This window comes from Roseibium litorale (assembly GCF_014842915.1).
Classification (GTDB): Bacteria; Pseudomonadota; Alphaproteobacteria; order Rhizobiales; family Stappiaceae; genus Roseibium; species Roseibium litorale.
This window is the reverse complement of the sequence record NZ_JACYXI010000002.1, coordinates 357,872-374,176: the sequence shown is the minus strand read 5'-3', so window position 1 is coordinate 374,176 and position 16,305 is coordinate 357,872. Positions and strand designations below refer to the sequence as shown.

17 protein-coding genes are annotated in these 16,305 nt (G+C 60.6%); 10 read left to right on the top strand and 7 right to left on the bottom strand.

Annotated elements, in window-relative coordinates; translation table 11 throughout:
• The first annotated feature begins 84 nt into the window (after positions 1 to 84).
• Positions 85 to 693 (top strand): PQQ-dependent catabolism-associated CXXCW motif protein, encoded by a 609-nt coding sequence (locus tag IG616_RS05695; protein WP_192147159.1) that lies wholly within the window; start codon positions 85 to 87, stop codon positions 691 to 693.
• A gap of 37 nt (positions 694 to 730) precedes the next feature.
• Here the strand turns inward: IG616_RS05695 and IG616_RS05690 are convergent, their stop codons facing one another.
• The 5 genes from IG616_RS05690 to IG616_RS05670 all read right to left on the bottom strand — a co-directional run bounded on the left by IG616_RS05690 (position 731) and on the right by IG616_RS05670 (position 4,708).
• The gene (locus IG616_RS05690) at positions 731 to 1,339 is read right to left on the bottom strand and encodes an imm11 family protein (RefSeq protein ID WP_192147158.1); all 609 of its coding nucleotides are present in this window, start codon (positions 1,337 to 1,339) and stop codon (positions 731 to 733) included.
• Positions 1,340 to 1,737: 398 nt separating this feature from the next.
• Positions 1,738 to 2,589 carry a quinoprotein dehydrogenase-associated SoxYZ-like carrier gene (locus IG616_RS05685; RefSeq protein ID WP_192147157.1) on the bottom strand — a complete coding sequence of 284 codons (852 nt, stop codon included), beginning with the start codon at positions 2,587 to 2,589 and terminating at the stop codon, positions 1,738 to 1,740.
• Complete coding sequence (locus IG616_RS05680; protein WP_192147156.1) at positions 2,571 to 3,596, bottom strand: YncE family protein; 1,026 nt, start codon at positions 3,594 to 3,596, stop codon at positions 2,571 to 2,573. The genes IG616_RS05685 and IG616_RS05680 overlap by 19 nt, the downstream gene beginning before the upstream one ends.
• Positions 3,565 to 4,128, bottom strand: coding sequence for an SRPBCC family protein (locus tag IG616_RS05675; protein ID WP_192147155.1), 564 nt, complete (start codon positions 4,126 to 4,128; stop codon positions 3,565 to 3,567). Before IG616_RS05675 ends, IG616_RS05680 begins: the two co-directional genes overlap by 32 nt.
• Positions 4,129 to 4,171: 43 nt before the next feature.
• Positions 4,172 to 4,708: a DUF3280 domain-containing protein gene (locus tag IG616_RS05670; protein ID WP_192147154.1), complete on the bottom strand. Its 537-nt coding sequence runs from the start codon at positions 4,706 to 4,708 to the stop codon at positions 4,172 to 4,174.
• Positions 4,709 to 4,821: 113 nt separating this feature from the next.
• Between IG616_RS05670 and IG616_RS05665 the strand changes: the two genes are divergently transcribed.
• The 8 genes from IG616_RS05665 (at position 4,822) to IG616_RS05630 (ending at position 11,621) form a co-directional block, all read left to right on the top strand.
• Positions 4,822 to 6,033, top strand: a complete 1,212-nt coding sequence (locus tag IG616_RS05665; RefSeq protein ID WP_192147153.1) for an ABC transporter substrate-binding protein — start codon at positions 4,822 to 4,824, stop codon at positions 6,031 to 6,033.
• Positions 6,034 to 6,068: 35 nt separating this feature from the next.
• Complete coding sequence (locus IG616_RS05660; RefSeq protein ID WP_425504156.1) at positions 6,069 to 7,055, top strand: PQQ-dependent catabolism-associated beta-propeller protein; 987 nt, start codon at positions 6,069 to 6,071, stop codon at positions 7,053 to 7,055.
• Positions 7,056 to 7,248: 193 nt separating this feature from the next.
• Positions 7,249 to 8,211 carry an ABC transporter substrate-binding protein gene (locus tag IG616_RS05655; RefSeq protein ID WP_192147252.1) on the top strand — a complete coding sequence of 321 codons (963 nt, stop codon included), beginning with the start codon at positions 7,249 to 7,251 and terminating at the stop codon, positions 8,209 to 8,211.
• A 5-nt stretch (positions 8,212 to 8,216) separates the two neighbouring features.
• Positions 8,217 to 8,963, top strand: coding sequence for an ABC transporter permease (locus tag IG616_RS05650; RefSeq protein ID WP_192147151.1), 747 nt, complete (start codon positions 8,217 to 8,219; stop codon positions 8,961 to 8,963).
• Complete coding sequence (locus IG616_RS05645) at positions 8,960 to 9,601, top strand: ABC transporter ATP-binding protein (protein WP_192147150.1); 642 nt, start codon at positions 8,960 to 8,962, stop codon at positions 9,599 to 9,601. The genes IG616_RS05650 and IG616_RS05645 overlap by 4 nt, the downstream gene beginning before the upstream one ends.
• 2 nt (positions 9,602 to 9,603) lie before the next feature.
• Positions 9,604 to 10,047, top strand: a complete 444-nt coding sequence (locus IG616_RS05640; RefSeq protein ID WP_192147149.1) for a hypothetical protein — start codon at positions 9,604 to 9,606, stop codon at positions 10,045 to 10,047.
• Between the two features lie 15 nt (positions 10,048 to 10,062).
• Positions 10,063 to 10,821: an ABC transporter ATP-binding protein gene (locus IG616_RS05635; protein ID WP_192147148.1), complete on the top strand. Its 759-nt coding sequence runs from the start codon at positions 10,063 to 10,065 to the stop codon at positions 10,819 to 10,821.
• 8 nt (positions 10,822 to 10,829) lie between these two features.
• Positions 10,830 to 11,621, top strand: coding sequence for an ABC transporter permease (locus IG616_RS05630; RefSeq protein ID WP_192147251.1), 792 nt, complete (start codon positions 10,830 to 10,832; stop codon positions 11,619 to 11,621).
• A gap of 3 nt (positions 11,622 to 11,624) precedes the next feature.
• On the opposite strand, the gene IG616_RS05625 is transcribed toward IG616_RS05630, so the two are convergent.
• Positions 11,625 to 12,380: an SDR family oxidoreductase gene (locus tag IG616_RS05625; protein ID WP_192147147.1), complete on the bottom strand. Its 756-nt coding sequence runs from the start codon at positions 12,378 to 12,380 to the stop codon at positions 11,625 to 11,627.
• 503 nt (positions 12,381 to 12,883) lie between these two features.
• Here IG616_RS05625 and aptA point away from each other — a divergent pair.
• Positions 12,884 to 14,200, top strand: coding sequence for an omega-aminotransferase AptA (gene aptA, locus IG616_RS05620; protein ID WP_192147146.1), 1,317 nt, complete (start codon positions 12,884 to 12,886; stop codon positions 14,198 to 14,200).
• Positions 14,201 to 14,326: 126 nt separating this feature from the next.
• On the opposite strand, the gene IG616_RS05615 is transcribed toward aptA, so the two are convergent.
• On the bottom strand, positions 14,327 to 15,988 hold the full coding sequence (locus IG616_RS05615) for a Na/Pi cotransporter family protein (protein ID WP_192147145.1): 1,662 nt from the start codon (positions 15,986 to 15,988) through the stop codon (positions 14,327 to 14,329).
• Positions 15,989 to 16,305 lie beyond the last annotated feature (317 nt).

Sequence of the window (16,305 nt, the reverse complement as noted above, 5' to 3'; positions counted from 1 at the left end):
AGCCGTCCATATGCCCGTGCGGCGGAAGGCGTTTGAACCGCCGCAGCGGGGGGCAGAAAGGCAGCAGCAATGCAAAGGCTGAGGATGCGGCAGTCTGAAGAGGTGGCTTATGCGGCCCGGTCCGGTTCTGCTGCCCGCAGGGCGCTTGCCGCTTTTCTCACCGTTGTTGTTGCCGTCATTGCCGTCCCGCAGGTGGTCCGCGCGGATGGCGTTGCCGAGCCGCCAAACTACCGCGAGGAGGAATACCGCGGACCGGTCCCGGAGACGCTCAAAGGCGCGGTGGTCGTCGGCACACCGGAGGCGGTGCGGCTCTGGAAGGAGGGCAAGACCGCCTTCATCGATGTGCTGCCGCAGGCACCGAAGCCCGAAAATCTCCCCAAAGGCACCATCTGGCGCGACAAGCCGCGCCATTCCATTCCGGGAGCGATCTGGCTTCCGAATGTCGGCTATGGCCGTCTTGCACCGGTGACCGAGACCTATTTCAAGACGGGCTTGGCCAAGGCCACCGAGGGCAACCCGGACCACCCGGTGCTGTTCTTCTGTCTGGACGAGTGCTGGATGTCCTGGAACGCGGCGAAACGCGCGCTCACCTATGGCTACACCCACGTCTACTGGTATCCGGAAGGCACGGACGGCTGGACCTTTGACGATCAGCCGGTGGAAGATCTGAAGCCGGAGGCGTTTCCCGGGTGATGCGCCGGACCGGGGGCTTGGTGAGCCACAGCGAACTTTAAAATGCCGGATAGGAATGAAAGGCAATGCCGGTCAGGCCGGCTTGCTTTATGCCGTCAACAACGGCACTGGATAAAAAACGGCCCGGATGAACATGCTTGTCTTTCCAGGCATGCGCACTGCCGATCTTTTCCAGACTGAAGACGAAGGCCCCGGTGCGGGGATCAAAGGATACGTTCTGAAATTTTGCCGTGGCGCGATCGCGATCCATGGTGTCAAGGCGGTTGCAGATGTTGAAGAAATACATCTGCCGGGCAAAAGTCCCGTCCCGATAGACAACTTCTATCGGAAAGAACTGATGCACGCCCGGCTCATGGTTTTCGATGATATCCTTAAACGCGCCGGAGACGAGAATGAGGCCCCCGCTCATGAAGACATCGTAGGGCTTGTATCGCTTGCTCTGCCACTCCACCCGTGTCGGAATATTCTCCGGCTTGACAGCACGTCCAGCGTACAAATCACCCGGCTCGAACAACGGACTAAGTCCCGGATCGACAGACGTATCGATGTATTCGATCTTGTCGATATTCCCATCAAGGGGGGGAGCGCCGATGATATGGGGCGCCACGTCCGTAAACCCGAAACTATATACGACACCTTCAGACATGGCATGTTCCTCTTGTTGATTGATCGTGCCCGTGCTGGGCTGATACCCCTGTTCTGGCGTGCGTTTCTCACGGTGGAAAACCGGGCCTTTGCATTGTTCAGGTTGCAGAAAAGATACCCGCGCTTCGATGTCAATATCTCCGTTCTCAAGAACGCTGGAAACGGAGCGCGGCTTTTCTTCAGGTCGTCATCCCGCACTTGATGCGGGATCCATGCCGTTCCGTTTCCGAGAGGAACAGCTTTTCTGAAAGGCAAGGTTACGGCATGGATGCCATGGTCAAGCCATGGCAGGACGAAGAAGGAGAGGCCCCTTTGCGCCAGGCCGTCTGATGGAAACCTGCGGCAATTTCTAATGTATAAGTTTAAAAATTTTACTTAAAGTACCGAAATTATAACAAATCAATACCCGGGAAGCGTAACTTCTGCATCGGAGGTTGCTCCGTCCGTGTCCTGCATATGGACGCCTGCGGTCCGGCCACCGGGGGGGACGGTTAATTCCAGCCGCGGGTTTTCGCTCAAGGAGATGCTGCCGGTGATGTCCACATAGGGCGCGCCATTGACCGAGATGTTCAGCATGTCGATGAAGCGGGCGGGAATATAGAGCAGGGAGATCTGGTCCATCTGCATGCCGGAATGGCTGGGGTGCTTGATGTTGACGGTGAGATCCAGATCCTTGTCCGGTCCATTCAAGACGCCCGCAGCAAGGCCGCTGGCGCTCTGGTTTTCAGCCAGGGGCGCGGTTTTCAGCGCCAGCTCCATCTGTCCGAGGGTTTTCAGGGCTTCCTTCGGATCTGTGCCGGGAGGGGCCGCACATGCGCCCTGGCCGGAGGTCTTGACGAAGCTTTCGGCCATAAACCGCTGGCCGTTGTCGAAGGTTGCCACCGCATGGACCGGGGTTGGGCCGTTGATCCGGAAAGTTCCGGTGATTTGAAACCGTTCAACCGGCTGGGCAAAGGTCAGCCTTGCGGAGACGGGCATGGGGTTTTCGTCCAGGATCACATCCAGTCCGGTGATCAAAAGCCCCTTGGGCGCATGAACCTTTGCGCTCACCAGCGTCCGGGAATCATTGTCCGTTCTGTAAGGCGCGTCGAGCCTCAAGACCTCGGGGCTTTGGGCGAGAAAGACGCTGCCGTAAAGCTCCGGCCTGAGGTCTTTCCAGGTGGAAGCGTCTTCCGCCAGCGCGAGTTGGGATAGCAGAAGCAGGCTTAGCGCAGCCGCTGCAAGGCCTGGGGTTAGCGGGTGCCGCGGCATGGGGTTTCTCCTTCGGGAAACTCGGCGATGAAATGACCGAATGCTCTGGGGCCGTCTCCGGTTCCGATTTCTCCGGTCACTTTCAGGCTCTCAGGATCGGTGAGGCTGACGGTGTTGGAAAACCAGTTGGTCGAGACGATCAGACTGCTATCCGGCGTTGCCTGGATGCCTTCAGGATATTCACCCACATCCAGAACCGCTTCCGGGCTGAAGTCTGCCAAGCTGTAGACGCTGAGCGTATCGGCATATTGGTCCGTGACGAAGGCGCGGCCCCTGGCAAAGGCGACCCCATAAGGCCGCTCTCCAACCGGGACTTCGGCAATCACCGTGCGCTTGGACGGATCGACCACACTGACGGAGTTGGAGCCCACGTTGGCAACGTGCAAAAGCCCATCCGGCCCGGTGGCCAGACCGAAGGGGCGCTCTCCGACGTCCACGCGGGCCAGAAGATCAAGACCGGGGAGCGAGTAGAGTGAGACCTGGTTTGCGTCCCGGTCGGCGGAGGCCACCCAGCTTTCATCCGCTGCGATGGCAATTCCGGCTGGGGCGCCGCCGGTCTCCAGTTCGCGGATCAGCTTGAAGCTCTGCGCCTCCACCACATGGAGGCGGGCATTGTACCAGTCGGAGACGAAGATCAGGCCATGCTGCGGGGCGACCGCAATGCCCGTCGGGCCACCTGGCAACTGGAGGCTGGCGGTTTCTGTGCACGTGCTCAAAGAAAAGCGGCGCAGGGTTTTGCTGTCCGGACTGACGGTGAAAAAGGACTTGAGGGCCTGGGAGACGGCCACGCCTGCAGGTTTTCCGGGAACCGGCACCCGCAGGATCTCCGTCCGCTCTGTCAGGTCGAGCACACTGAGATCGGAGCTGTTCTGGTTGGTGACAAACGCGAAGGCCCCGGCGTGAACCGGGGCCGAAGCAAGCAGAACGGGCAGGGCGAGGAGAAAAGCCTTGCCCCTGCCGTCATGTGAACGCCCGTCACTTCTTCGCAAAGCGTTCCGAAAGCGCATCGAGACCTGCCTGATAGACTGCGCTGACAGCCGCAATCGCCGCTTCGTCATTGAGATTTTCCGGGGGGTCGTTGTTCGGATAGCCGCGGTAAAAAGCGCCGCGCCATTCGATCAGGGAGCCGCCGTCCTTGCCCGGCTTGACCGTGAGATGGGACGAATAGTTGGTGACCGGCAGCACTTCGACCTTCACATCGGTGATACGGTAGGAATAGCTCATCTTCTCGGCGCTGTATTTGTAAAGCACTTCCGAAATGGTCGGTCCGCCTTCCTTTCCGAGCGTTACGACGCGGGTCGCGTCGATGTTGTTGCCGCCTTCACCAGTTGTCGAAAACACGGCGGGATGCCAGCTCATGTCCTGGAAGTTTCCGATCACGGCCCAGACGTCGGCGGGGCTCGCCGGAACTTCCGTTGTCAGGGTGATTTTCTGACGGCTCGGGCCATGAGCCCCGGATGGGGTCATGGCGCCGGTGATTGCCAGCAGGCCTGCGGCGAGCAGAGTGAGAAGCGGCGTCCTGTGAAGTTTCCGGCGCATGTGCCGGATCAAGAAGGGAAACTGGTTTCGGAGCATTGGACCCTCACGTCTTGAAGAATGCATTCTTGAGGATGTAGCGCATGCCGCGCTGCCAGGAGTCGTCCGTGTTGGAACGGATTTCGACGGAACGCGCCCGGACGATCTTGCCGGACGGCACCTCGCGCATGACGAGATTCATGGAGAGGATCAGGTTGGAGACCTTTTGCACCAGGCCTGTCACCACATAATCCGCCTTGATCTTGGCCGCCATGCGCACTTCGCAGCCGTAGCAGTTGCTCGGGTTGACGGTGCGCTCAAGCTCCTCAGCGATGGGCGAAAGGTCTGAGAGCGTTAAACCTTCCTGCTCGAACCGGCTGCGGACCATGTCCTGCAGCATCAAGGTGCGGCGGGTTTCATCCTCACGCACGCCATTAATCGCGCCTTCAGTCGAGGTATCGAGAAAGGTGAGGCCGAGAAAGGCTACGGTGCCACCGTCTTTCAACGGTGGCGGAGAGGTCTGCTGGGCGCCTGCCGGAAGAGAAGCGTTCAGAAGGAGAACGGCTCCGGACACCAGCAGGGCAAGGGATGCAAGACGGGTCATGAAAGCATTCTAGGACCCGTCCGATGCGCCGCAATGGCTCCTAAAGTATCGGTTTTTCTGTTGGGTGCATTTCTGGCAAGCTACGGGAAAATAAAGACTTAGGGGAGACGTTCATGAAGGCACTACGCCTTGTGGTTTTGCCATGGGTCTGTTGCACCCTTCTTGCCGCGGCAAGCCTCGCAAGTGCTGTTTCCTCGGTGGATGCCCTGGAGATCAAGACAGGCGTTTTGAAAGTCGAATACCCCACGCTTCCACCTGTCTCCCGCTACGATGAAGCGCCTGAGGACCTCGGGTTTGCCGGTGCCCAGCTCGGCAACGAAGACAATGCGACCACCGGAAGCTTTCTCGGGCACAGCTTTTCCCTTGAAACGCGCTCCGTCCCGCCGGAGGGGGCAGACGCGGCCGTGAAGGAACTTTTGGACGCTGGCGTGCACACGCTGGTGTTGATCGCAAACGGGGCCGATACGGAACGCCTTGCCAAGGCCGCCGGAGACGGAGTGATCGTTTTCAACGCTGCTGCCCCCGATGATGAGCTCAGAGGCGAAAAGTGTCTCGCCAACCTGCTGCATGTGGCGCCGAGCCGGGCAATGCTGGCCGATTCTGTCGCGGAATTCGTCATCTGGAAGCGCTGGCCGCGCTGGTTCCTGATCGAAGGATCCAATCCGGCGGATCAGGCCTTGGCGGCTGCCTACAAGCGCGCCGCCGCCAAGTTCGGCGCGAAGATCGTCGAGGAGCGGGTGTTCGAGGACACTGGCGGGTCGCGCCGCACCGACAGCGGTCTTGTTCTGGTTCAGCGCCAGATCCCGGTTTTCACCCAGGATGCGGAAGAGCACGATATTGTGATCGCTGCTGACGAGAGTGATGTCTTCGCCCCCTACCTGCCGTTTCACACCTGGACACCCCGTCCTGTTGCCGGCTCTGCCGGTCTGCGGCCCGTTTCCTTTCATGCAGCCCATGAGGCCTGGGGGGCGACCCAGTTCCAGCGCCGGTTCGAGAAGCTGACCGGGCGCTATATCCAGCCCGTCGATTACAACAGCTGGCTTGCCGTGCGCGTGGCCGGAGAAGCCGTCACCCGGACGGGCAGCGACGATCCCGCGGTCCTGAAGAAGTATGTTCTCAGCAAGGACTTCGAGCTGGCGGCCTTCAAGGGGCAGAAGGTCACGTTCCGCGATTGGGATGGCCAGTTGCGCCAGCCCATCCTTTTGACCGACAGCCGTATCACCGTCAGTGTTTCGCCGCAGGAAGGGTTCCTGCACCAGTTTTCCCCGCTGGACACGCTCGGCATCGACCGGCCGGAGACGTCCTGCAAGGCCTTCGCCCAATGAGGCGTCACGTGAGGTATGACATGAGCAAGTTCCGGCTGCCCCGATCTCTCCTGCTTGGCTGCGCCGCGCTGGCGCTAACGGCAGGGGCGGCTTCACAGGCCTTTGCGAATAAGGTCTTCGTGTCGAACGAGCGGGGCAACACGGTGACCGTGGTTGACAGTGCAACCTGGGAGACTGTGACGGAGTTTCCTGCCGGCAACAGGCCGCGCGGCATTGGCATCAGTCCGGACGGCAAACATCTTTACGTCTGCGCTTCCGATGACGATGCCATCAAGGTCTTCGATACGGAGACCTACGAGTTTCTGTGGTCATTGCCCTCAGGCCCGGATCCGGAGCTTTTCGTGGTCAGTCCGGATGGTTCAAAGATCTACGTGTCCAACGAGGACGACAATCTGGTGACCGTTGTCGACACGCAGAAAAAGACCGTTGAGGCGGAAGTGCCGGTCGGGGTGGAGCCGGAAGGCATGGCGCTCAGTCCCGATGGCAAGTTCATCATCAACACCTCCGAGACGACGAACATGGCGCATTTCATCGACAGCGCCGATTACAAGATCAAGCACAATATCCTGGTGGATCAGCGGCCGCGTTATGCGCGTTTCACCAATGACGGATCGCTTCTGTTTGTCTCTTCCGAGATTGGCGGCACGGTTTCGGTCATCTCCATGACGGGCGAAAGCGGTCCGGAGCTGAAGACCAAGATCAGCTTCGAAGTGCCGGGTGTTCTGCCGGAATGGCTGCAGCCTGTCGGTATGCGCGTGACTGCCGACAACAAATGGCTGTTCGTGGCGCTGGGACCGGCCAACCGGGTGGCCGTGGTTGATGTGGAGACTCTGAAAGTGGTCAAATACATTTTGACCGGACAGCGGGTGTGGCAGCTCGAGTTCACGCCGGATGAAGCCTATCTTTTGACCACCAACGGCAATTCCAACGACATCACCGTGATTGATGTTGCCGCTCAGGAAGCCATAAAGTCGGTGCAGGTTGGCCAGCAGCCATGGGGTGTGGTGGTCGCACCGGATTGAATGATGCCGCAGCGAGCCGCTGCGCAAGGACAAGAGCAGGCGTTGCCGGGGGAGCCGCTGAGACAGCGGGGAAACGGCCTGTCAAACGGGAGGACAGCAGATGACCGGTTTCGGAAAAGGGCACAGGGTCTTGAGTACCCGTCTGGTGGATGGCCGGAAGACCCATCCCTGGCTTCACGGATTGCGCAGCAGCATGAGCGCCGCTGCTCTTGCCTTTCTCGCTTTTGTCATGCCCTGCAATCAGGCCAGGGCCGAGGAGCCGGTGGTTCGCGCGGCAGTGCTGAAAACCGGCACCGTGAACTGGGAGCTGGATACGATCCAGCGCAACGGGTTCGACAAGGCCAACGGTTTCACGCTGACGCTTCAGCCCTACGCGGACAACGGCGCGACACGGGTCGCGGTCGAAGGCGGTGAGGCGGATGTCATGGTGGCGGACTGGCTCTGGGTTGCGGTCCAGCGCGCCGCTGGCAAGGACTATGTGTTTCTTCCCTATTCCACCGCCGTCGGCTCCATCGTGGTGCCCCAGGACAGCCCGGCCCAAAGCCTAGCTGATCTCAAGGGCAAGAAGATCGGCATTGCCGGCGGTCCGCTGGACAAAAGCTGGCTGATCCTCAGGGCCTATGCCAACAAGGAATATGGCATGGATCTGGCCGCTGAAACGGAACAGGTTTATGGCGCGCCGCCGCTCATCTTCAAGTCCGCCCTCGACGGGGAGACCGATGCGGCCATCAATTTCTGGCATTTCCTGGCCAAGATGAAGGCTGCCGGCATGCGGGAGCTGGTGTCCGTCAGTACAGCCTCGGAGGCGCTTGGCCTTGATCCGGATATACCGCTGCTCGGCTATGTCTTCAAGGAAAGCTATCTGGCGGAGCACCCGGACGTTCTGAAGAGTTTCTATCAGGCGTCCCGAAGCGCAAAGGATCTCCTCGGCTCCGACGAGAGTGCCTGGGACGCTCTCCGGCCGATGATGAATGCCAAAACGGATGTGGAATTCAATCAGCTGAAGAAGGATTATCTCGCAGGCGTTCCAAAACCGGGACCGGTCAATGAAGACGGAGCTGCAACCTTCTTCAAACTGATGGCGGATTACGGCGGTGAAAAACTGGTGGGAGATACAGGTATATTGCCCCCCGGTCTCTTTGCGAAAGTCGAGTAACGCCGTTGCAAAACCCGTCCGCCCGGTTTCTCTCGCTCCTCTGCCTTGCAGGCCTTTGGATTGCGGCGTCTGCGCTGAGGGGAGACCCCTCGGTGCTGCCGTCGCCTCTGGCTCTGGCGGAACCGTTCTGGCGTGAGCTGACGGACGGACCCCTTCTTTTCCACCTGGGCATGACCACCTGGCGGGTGGTGCTGTCCTTCGCTCTGGCGATGGCGATCGGAACCGCGCTCGGGCTCATGATGGGAACGCGGCCCGGTCTCGACAAGTGGCTCGATCCCTGGCTGGTCGTGTTCCTGAACCTGCCGGCCCTGGTGCTGATCGTGCTGTGCTATCTCTGGATCGGGCTGAACGAGACAGCCGCCATCGCTGCGGTCGTCCTGAACAAGATTCCAAACGTTGCGACGCTGGTGCGGGAAGGCGCGCGGACGCTCAGCCCGGATCTGAAGGCCATGGCCACGGTCTACCGCATGCGCCGCATCCCCTATCTGCGCCATGTGGTGCTGCCGCAGATGGGACCGGTTCTGACGGGCGCGGCCAGATCCGGCATTGCCGTCATCTGGAAGATCGTTCTGGTGGTGGAGTTCCTGGGCCGCTCGAATGGCATCGGCTTCCAGATCCATCTCTATTTCCAGCTCTTCGACGTGCCAATGGTGCTGGTCTATGCCTTCAGTTTCATCGCCTTGATGCTTCTGATCGAGGCCCTGTTCCTGCAACCCTCAGAGCGGCGGGTGACTGCCTGGAGGCGCGCATGATCCGCGTCGGCATCAAGCGCAAGGATTTCGGAACTTTGAAGGTGCTGGAAGATGTCCGGTTCGAGGTGAGGGAGGGCGAATGCCTTGCCATTCTCGGTCCCTCCGGCGTGGGGAAGTCCACCTTGCTGCGCCTTGTCGCCGGCATAGACAAAGACTTTGAAGGCAACATAGAGAGGCCGGAGCGGCTTGCCTTCGTGTTCCAGGAGCCCACCTTGCTGCCCTGGCGCAGCGCCATCGACAATCTGCTGCTGGTTCACGAGGGGCTGACCCGGGACGCCGCGCTGGCGATGCTGGTGCGCACCGGGATCGCGGATAAGGCGGATGTCTATCCGGGCCAGATGTCTCTTGGCCAGCAGAGGCGGCTGGCCCTTGCCCGCGCCTTCGCTGGTCAGCCGGAGCTGCTCATCCTCGATGAGCCTTTCGTCTCGCTGGACGACGCAACCGCGGATCAGATGCTGGATCTGACCGCAGACCTTTTGCGTGACGTGCGCCCTGCCGCGCTGCTCGTCACCCATGACAAGCGGGAGGCGGACCGCCTTGCCACCCGCATGCTGCAGCTTTCGGGAAAACCCGCAAGTCTCGGGCCGGTGCCACAGAGCTTTTCAGGTGGCCGGACCTATCACTCTGGGAGGAAATGAGAATGAAAGCCCTTTTCAAGCCGCTTCTTGGCGGTGTCTTGCTATCAGCCGCCATTTGCGGTCCGGCATTGGCCCATGAATTCGGCTTTGCCGGAATTCTGGATCACGCCAACAAGGAGGAGCTGCCCGAGTTGACGCTTTCCAGCGGCAAGCCGGTCTCTGAAGCGCCCTGGAAGCTGAAGTCCGGCAAAGTGTATGAAGTGGAGATCGTCTCCGACGGCACGGCAGAGCTTGGCCTGGAAGGCTCGGGCTTCTTCCGCGCCATCTGGATCAATGAAGTTGTGGTCAATGGCCTCGAAATCCGGCCTTATGGTCTCGATAGTGTTGAGTTCGATGAGGCCGGTACCATGGAAATTGAGTTTCTGGCCATCAAGCCGGGACGGTATTTCCTGCGCCAGCCTGGAACGACCGGCGAAAGCCAGCGTGTCGAGATTGTGATTGAGTAACGGATAGCAGCGCCTATGAGCGTCTTTTCGGTTGAAGATGTCAGCTACAGCTATGGCAGCCGGAGGGCGCTGGACCATGTGTCGATCGAGCTTGAGGCAGGGCGGTTCTGCGCCCTGCTCGGGCCGAACGGGGCAGGCAAATCGACCCTCTTTAACCTGCTGACCCGGCTTTTCGTCACAGGAGAGGGCCGGATCCGTATTGCGGGGCATGATATCGCCAGCGAACCGCGCCAGGCGCTGGCGCGTCTTGGTGTGGTTTTTCAGCAGCCGACGCTGGATCTTGATATGAGCGTGGAGCGCAATCTCCTTTATTTTGCCGGGCTTCAAGGCTTGTCCGGGAAGCTTGCGCGCAAACGCTCTGCCGCAGCTTTGGAGCGTCTTGGCATGGCCGAGCGGGCCAGGGAAAAGGTTCGGGCCCTCAATGGCGGCCACCGCCGCCGGATGGAAATTGCCCGCGCGCTGATCCATGAGCCTGCGGTTCTCTTGCTCGACGAGCCGACCGTCGGTCTGGATGCCCCAAGCCGGGCAGCCATTACCAATCACGTCCATGATCTGGCAGACAATGGCCTTCTTGTCTTCTGGGCGACCCATCTGGTCGACGAGATCCGGGATAGAGACGAGGTGGTTGTTCTTCACAAGGGAAAGGTTCTGGCGCAGGACAAGGCCGGAACGCTCGCTGGCAGCGGCACCTTGACCGAGGCCTTTGTCCGGCTGACCGCCTCCGGTGAAACACCGCCGCCTTCGGTCATGACCAGCGCGGGGGCGGCGGAATGACAAAGGGCATGATGGCCTATCTTGTTGCGCTTCAGGCGATCACGGGCCGCGAGGCGCTGAAGTTTTTGAACCAGCGCAGCCGGTTTCTGGCCGCTCTCGTGCGTCCGCTCGTCTGGCTTGTTGTCTTTGCCGCCGGGTTCCGCGCCGCCCTCGGTCTGTCGATCATTCCGCCGTACCAAACCTACATCACCTATGAGGTCTATATCGTGCCGGGGCTCTGCGGCATGATCCAGCTCTTCAACGGCATGCAGTCGTCCCTGTCTCTCGTCTATGACCGGGAGATGGGCTCCATGCGCCTGCTTTTGACCAGTCCCTTGTCGCGCTGGTGGCTGCTCTTCTCCAAGCTGCTCGCCTCCACGCTGGTGTCGATCCTCCAAGTCGCGGTGTTTCTGGTCGTGGCCTATCTGTTCGGCATCAAGATGCCGCCGCTTGGCTATGTCTTCGTGCTGCCGGCGCTGGTTCTGAGCGGCCTGATGCTGGGCGCGCTCGGGCTGCTGATTTCCTCGACCATCAGCCAGCTGGAAAATTTCGCTGGCGTAATGAATTTCGTTATCTTTCCGATGTTCTTCCTGTCCAGCGCTCTTTATCCGCTCTGGAAGATGGCGGAAAGCTCTTCACTCCTTCGCGATATTTGCGCGCTGAACCCTTTCACCCATGCGGTCGAACTGATCCGCTTTTCGCTCTACGGGCAGTTCAACGGCATGGCTCTGGTCTGGGTGCTTGGGGCCTTTGCCGTGTTCTTTGCCGGTGCCCTGATCGGCTATGATCCCGCGCGGGGCATGATCCGGCGAAAGGGATAAAACTCAGCTTTGGCTGCGCGCGATCTGCCACCCGGCCCAGGACTGGCTGACGGGCATCACCTCCAGCGAATTGATGTTGATGTGCCTCGGCTGGGTTGCCACCCAATAGACCGTGTTGGCAATGTCCTCCGGCTGGATAGCGTTCGCGCCGCCATAGAGCGCGTCATAGGCGGCCTTGTCGCCGCCGGTGCGCACCAGGGTGAATTCGCTTTCGCACAGGCCCGGTTCAATGGAGGTGACGCGGACGCCCTTGCCGTGAAGATCCGACCGCAGTCCCAAGGAAAACTGGCGCAGGAACGCTTTCGTGCCGCCATAGACGTTGCCGCCGGGATAGGGCCAGCTCGCCGCGATGGACGAGATGTTGACGATCATGCCCTTGCGCTCGATCAGGGCGGGCAGCAGAGCGCCGGTGATGGTCACAAGACCGGTGACATTGGTGTCGATCATGGTCTTCCAGTCGGAGAGCTTCGTCTCGGGGGCAGACGCCGTGCCCAGCGCCAGACCGGCGTTGTTGACCAGAACATCGATCTCAGAAAACGGCGGGGTGAGACTGCCCAGCGCCTCCTTCATGGCCTTTTCGTCGGTGATGTCGAAGACGAGGCCGAGAAAGCAGCTGCCAAGTTCCGCGCCCAGTTCATCCAGCCGCTCCTGCCGCCGTCCGGTGCCGATCACGTTCCAGCCGTTCTTCGCAAAAAGCCGGGCGGTGGCCTGTCCAAAGCCGGAGGTCGCGCCTGTGATGAGAATGGTTCCGGTCGTCATGGGGTCTCCTGAGTGAGGTTGGGGAGAGGAAGGAAGGGCAAAGCTTGAGACGTCATCACCTCTCTATTGGCAAGATTTTGCCCAAGCATTTCAGGATCAGATTGCAGTTCGGCATCAACCGCAGGTCACCCCGGGCGTGCAACGCGAGACCCGGGGCCTACTTGCTGATCCTGCTGCGAACAGAGAGGTTAGTTTTCGCGTTGGCCCTTTTCTGCTGGCAACATGATCGTTCTGCAAATGAGTTGGCCCCGGGTCTTCGCTTTGCTGCGCCCGGGGTGACCGCAGCTGCAATCCGCTGACAGGGGCGATCAAGATCTCTTTTGTTTCTGATCTCCGTCTCTTGCGTTGTCTTTCAAGATTAGCGTCCGCCCTGCCGTCCGGCAAAGCCCGGGAGCAGGATTGGAGGCTCTGGCCCTCATGAATGTCGCCGCTGGCTCTAAGTCCTGCTGCCGCTTCGCTCCTATGGGTGAGAAAGACCAACCTGCCTTCAGGGACACATTCCGATGAACGATCTGTCTTTCTCCATGGACCATCACTGGCTGCCTTTCACCAACAACAAGCTGTTCCATGCGGAGCCGCAGATGTTCCAGAAGGCGAAGGGCGTCAGGTACTGGACGCCGGAGGGGCGGGAGGTTCTGGACGGATCCTCCGGGCTGTTCACCTGTGCCGCCGGTCATGGCCGTCAGGAGATCGCCGAGGCGGTCTATGCCCAGATCCAGGAGCTGGATTACACGCCGCATTTCCAGCGGGCTGCCCCCATCTCCTTCAAACTGGCTGAGAAGCTGGCAGGCCTTCTTCCCGAAGGACTCGACCGGGTGTTCTTTGCCTCGTCCGGCTCCGAGGCCGTCGACAGCGCCATGAAGATCTGCCTTGCCTATCACAAGGCCAAGGGCGAGCCGCAGCGCACAAAGTTCGTCTCCCGCGCCTGGGGCTATCACGGTGTCAATCTCGGCGGCACGTCTCTGGCGGGCATGGTCGGCAACCGGCGTGATTTTGGCGGCGTCACCTGCGACGTGGTTCACATGCGCCACACCTGGAACGAGGAGCAGCGCTTCACCAAGGGCCAGCCGGAGGAGGGCGCGGATCTGGCGCTGGACCTTGAGGAGATCTGCAAGACCTATGGTCCGGAGACCATTGCCGCCGTCTTCGTAGAGCCGATTGCGGGCTCCATCGGTACGGTTGTGCCGCCGATGGGCTATCTCAACAAGCTGCGGGAGATTGCTGATAAATATAGCATTCTTCTGGTTTTCGATGAAGTGATCACCGGCTTTGGCCGGACGGGATCCGCCTTTGCCTCCCAGGAATTCGGCGTCACACCGGATGTCATGACCATGGCCAAGGCTCTGACCAACGGGACGATCCCGATGAGCGCGGTGGCCGTCAAGCGGGAGATCCAGGAAGCGGTGATTTCCTCGGTTCAGGCGGACCGCCCCGAGCTGATGCATGGCTATACCTACTCGGCCCATCCGGTCGCCTGCGCCGCGGCCCTTGCCACCTTGCAGATCTACGAGGACGGCAAGCTGTTCGAGCGCGGCAAGGCCTTGTCCGAGGTCTTTCTGGAAGGCGTGTTCTCCCTGCGCAACCTGCCGCAGGTGTCGGATCTGCGCGGCTATGGCATGATGTCCGGCATTCAATTGACGCCGGGCGATGTGCCGGGTGCCAAGGGCTCCATTGTCCAGCGCCGCCTCTTTGCCGAGGGCTTGCATGTCAAGGCAACCGGCGATGCGCTGATCTTCGCGCCCGCGCTCGTCAGCACCGAAGAGGATCTGAGCGCCATGGTGGATGTGTTGCGCAAGGTTCTAGGCGCGTCCAGCCTCTAAGGCGCAACTTGCTGCTCGTTTTGTTCCAAGTTGCTGTTTGAGGCGCCGGAATCAGTGGGTCATACGCTCCCCATCCGTCCTGCCATGCTTGACCATGGGGCCAATGCCCAATCCTTCCGGTCCTCGCTATCCCGCCGCCACCGTGCTTTTTTGCGCAAGGCGGCTGGAGAGGAGGGCGCCGGTTTCCTCTGCGATCGGATAGGCTGTCAGCGAGAAGGACGTGTTGATTGTCTTCAGGGCCCGCAGAGTTTCCTGGTGCAGGTTGCTTGTTTCGATGCTGGCGGTGTTGCCCGAGCGCAGCCGGTCAAGATGCCGGGCCTGCATGTCCTGCTCGGCCTGGCGGATGTGATCCTTTTCCTCGACCAGCTGAAGCGCGGCACCCTGATCGTGGGTGATCATGACATTGAGGGCGAGCTGGGCGTTGGTCACCACCCGGTCATGGAAGTCTGTCAGATCGCGCCAGCCGTCATCGGAGAACCTGAGCGCCTTCTCGTTCAGCTTCTGGGCAATCTCCAGAAGGGCGGTGGAGATCTGGTCACCCGCTTCCTCCAGGTTGTTGGCAAAGCCGGCCAGATCCATGGCACGGCGGCTCTGATCCGGGGTGAGCGGCTGCTGCTGAAGCTTCGCGATATACAGCTTGGTTTCGAAATGCATCCGGTCGACTTCGTCTTCCAGCTCCCGGATAGTGGCAGCGCTGCCGCTTTTCCAGCTGCGCATCAGATCCATGGCAGGGACCAGCATCTGATGGGCGGTTTCCCCCATGCGCAGGACTTCACGGGCAGCACAAGCCAGTGCCCGTTCCGGGTGGGACAGGGCGGCTGGGTCCAGAGCGCTCGCCTGCACCACTGGATGGGCAGGGCTGCTGCTGGTGCGGAAGCGCTGGATGGCCGCCGTCAGCGGGGCTGCCAGCGGCAGGCCAACGACGGCAACTGCGGCGTTAAAGGCCAAGTGCAGGTTGATCAGCTGCCGTGCGCCGGTGCTGCCAAGAAGGGACAGGTCTGGGGAGAACTGGATCAGCACAAAAAGCGTCAGCAAAGCGCCGCCGCCGCGCAGCAGGCCGTTGCCGATGACGATGTTGCGGCTGGCCGCCGGTGCACCGGAGGTCAGGAACAGCGGGATCAGCGTGCCGCCGGTGTTGGCACCAAGAACCAGTGCCGCGGCAACGGTAACCGGCAGCATGCCCTCGGCCACGAAGGCGACGAAGGTCAGGATCGCGGCGACGCTCGAATGCATGGCGAATGCCATCAGCCCGCCGATCAGAAACGCGCTGACCATGTCGCGGGACAGATAGGAGACGATCATCTCCACCAGCGCGCTGCCAGCCAAGGGGGATGTGGCCGTGCGGATCATGCCGAGGGAGACGAAGATCAGCGCCAGACCGATCAGGATGCGGCCCGCTTCCTTGTAACGCCGTTCGCCGGAGCGCTGATAGAGCGTAACTCCCGTCAGCAGGAAGACCGGAATGAGCATCCCGGCGGGCAGCACAAGAGCCTGCACAACGAGGGCCGAGCCCACGTCTGCACCCAGAAGAAGGGCGACGCCTGCTGTGGCAGCAAGAGCTCCGCTGGCGGCAAAAGAAGTCGCAAGAAGCGCGACAGCGGTGGAACTTTGCAGGCAGAAGGCCGCGATTGCGCCGCCTAAGGCCGCGCTAAGGGGCGACTTGCCTGCGCGCCGGAGGCCCGATCTCAGCTGATTGGTGAAACCGCGCTCGACGCCATGGCGAATAAGTTTGACGGCCCATAGCAGAAGGGCAATCGCACCAGCGAGATGAAGCAGAAAAGCGAGCATTCACATAAATCCGGTCATGTCTGTGCCGTTCCGGCACATGGGGACCACCTGTCGGACCGGCGTGAGACATCTGGAGGCATGTCTGCCGCGCCTGGCTTGCGGACGCTATTGCTCATCGATCCCGGAATATAAGCCGGGTAAGAGCTAGGCGTATGATACGCAAAGCGAAAAGTCTGAGAAGGTGATCAAATCAGATTCAAATTCATCATCATGGTGTGTCATTTGCAACAGCATTCCGCACGAGAATAAGGTTTTTCGAAAAAATGATCTGGTGCCCATCAAAAATAGTGGGCTTAATTGCCGCTGGGAATTGGGAT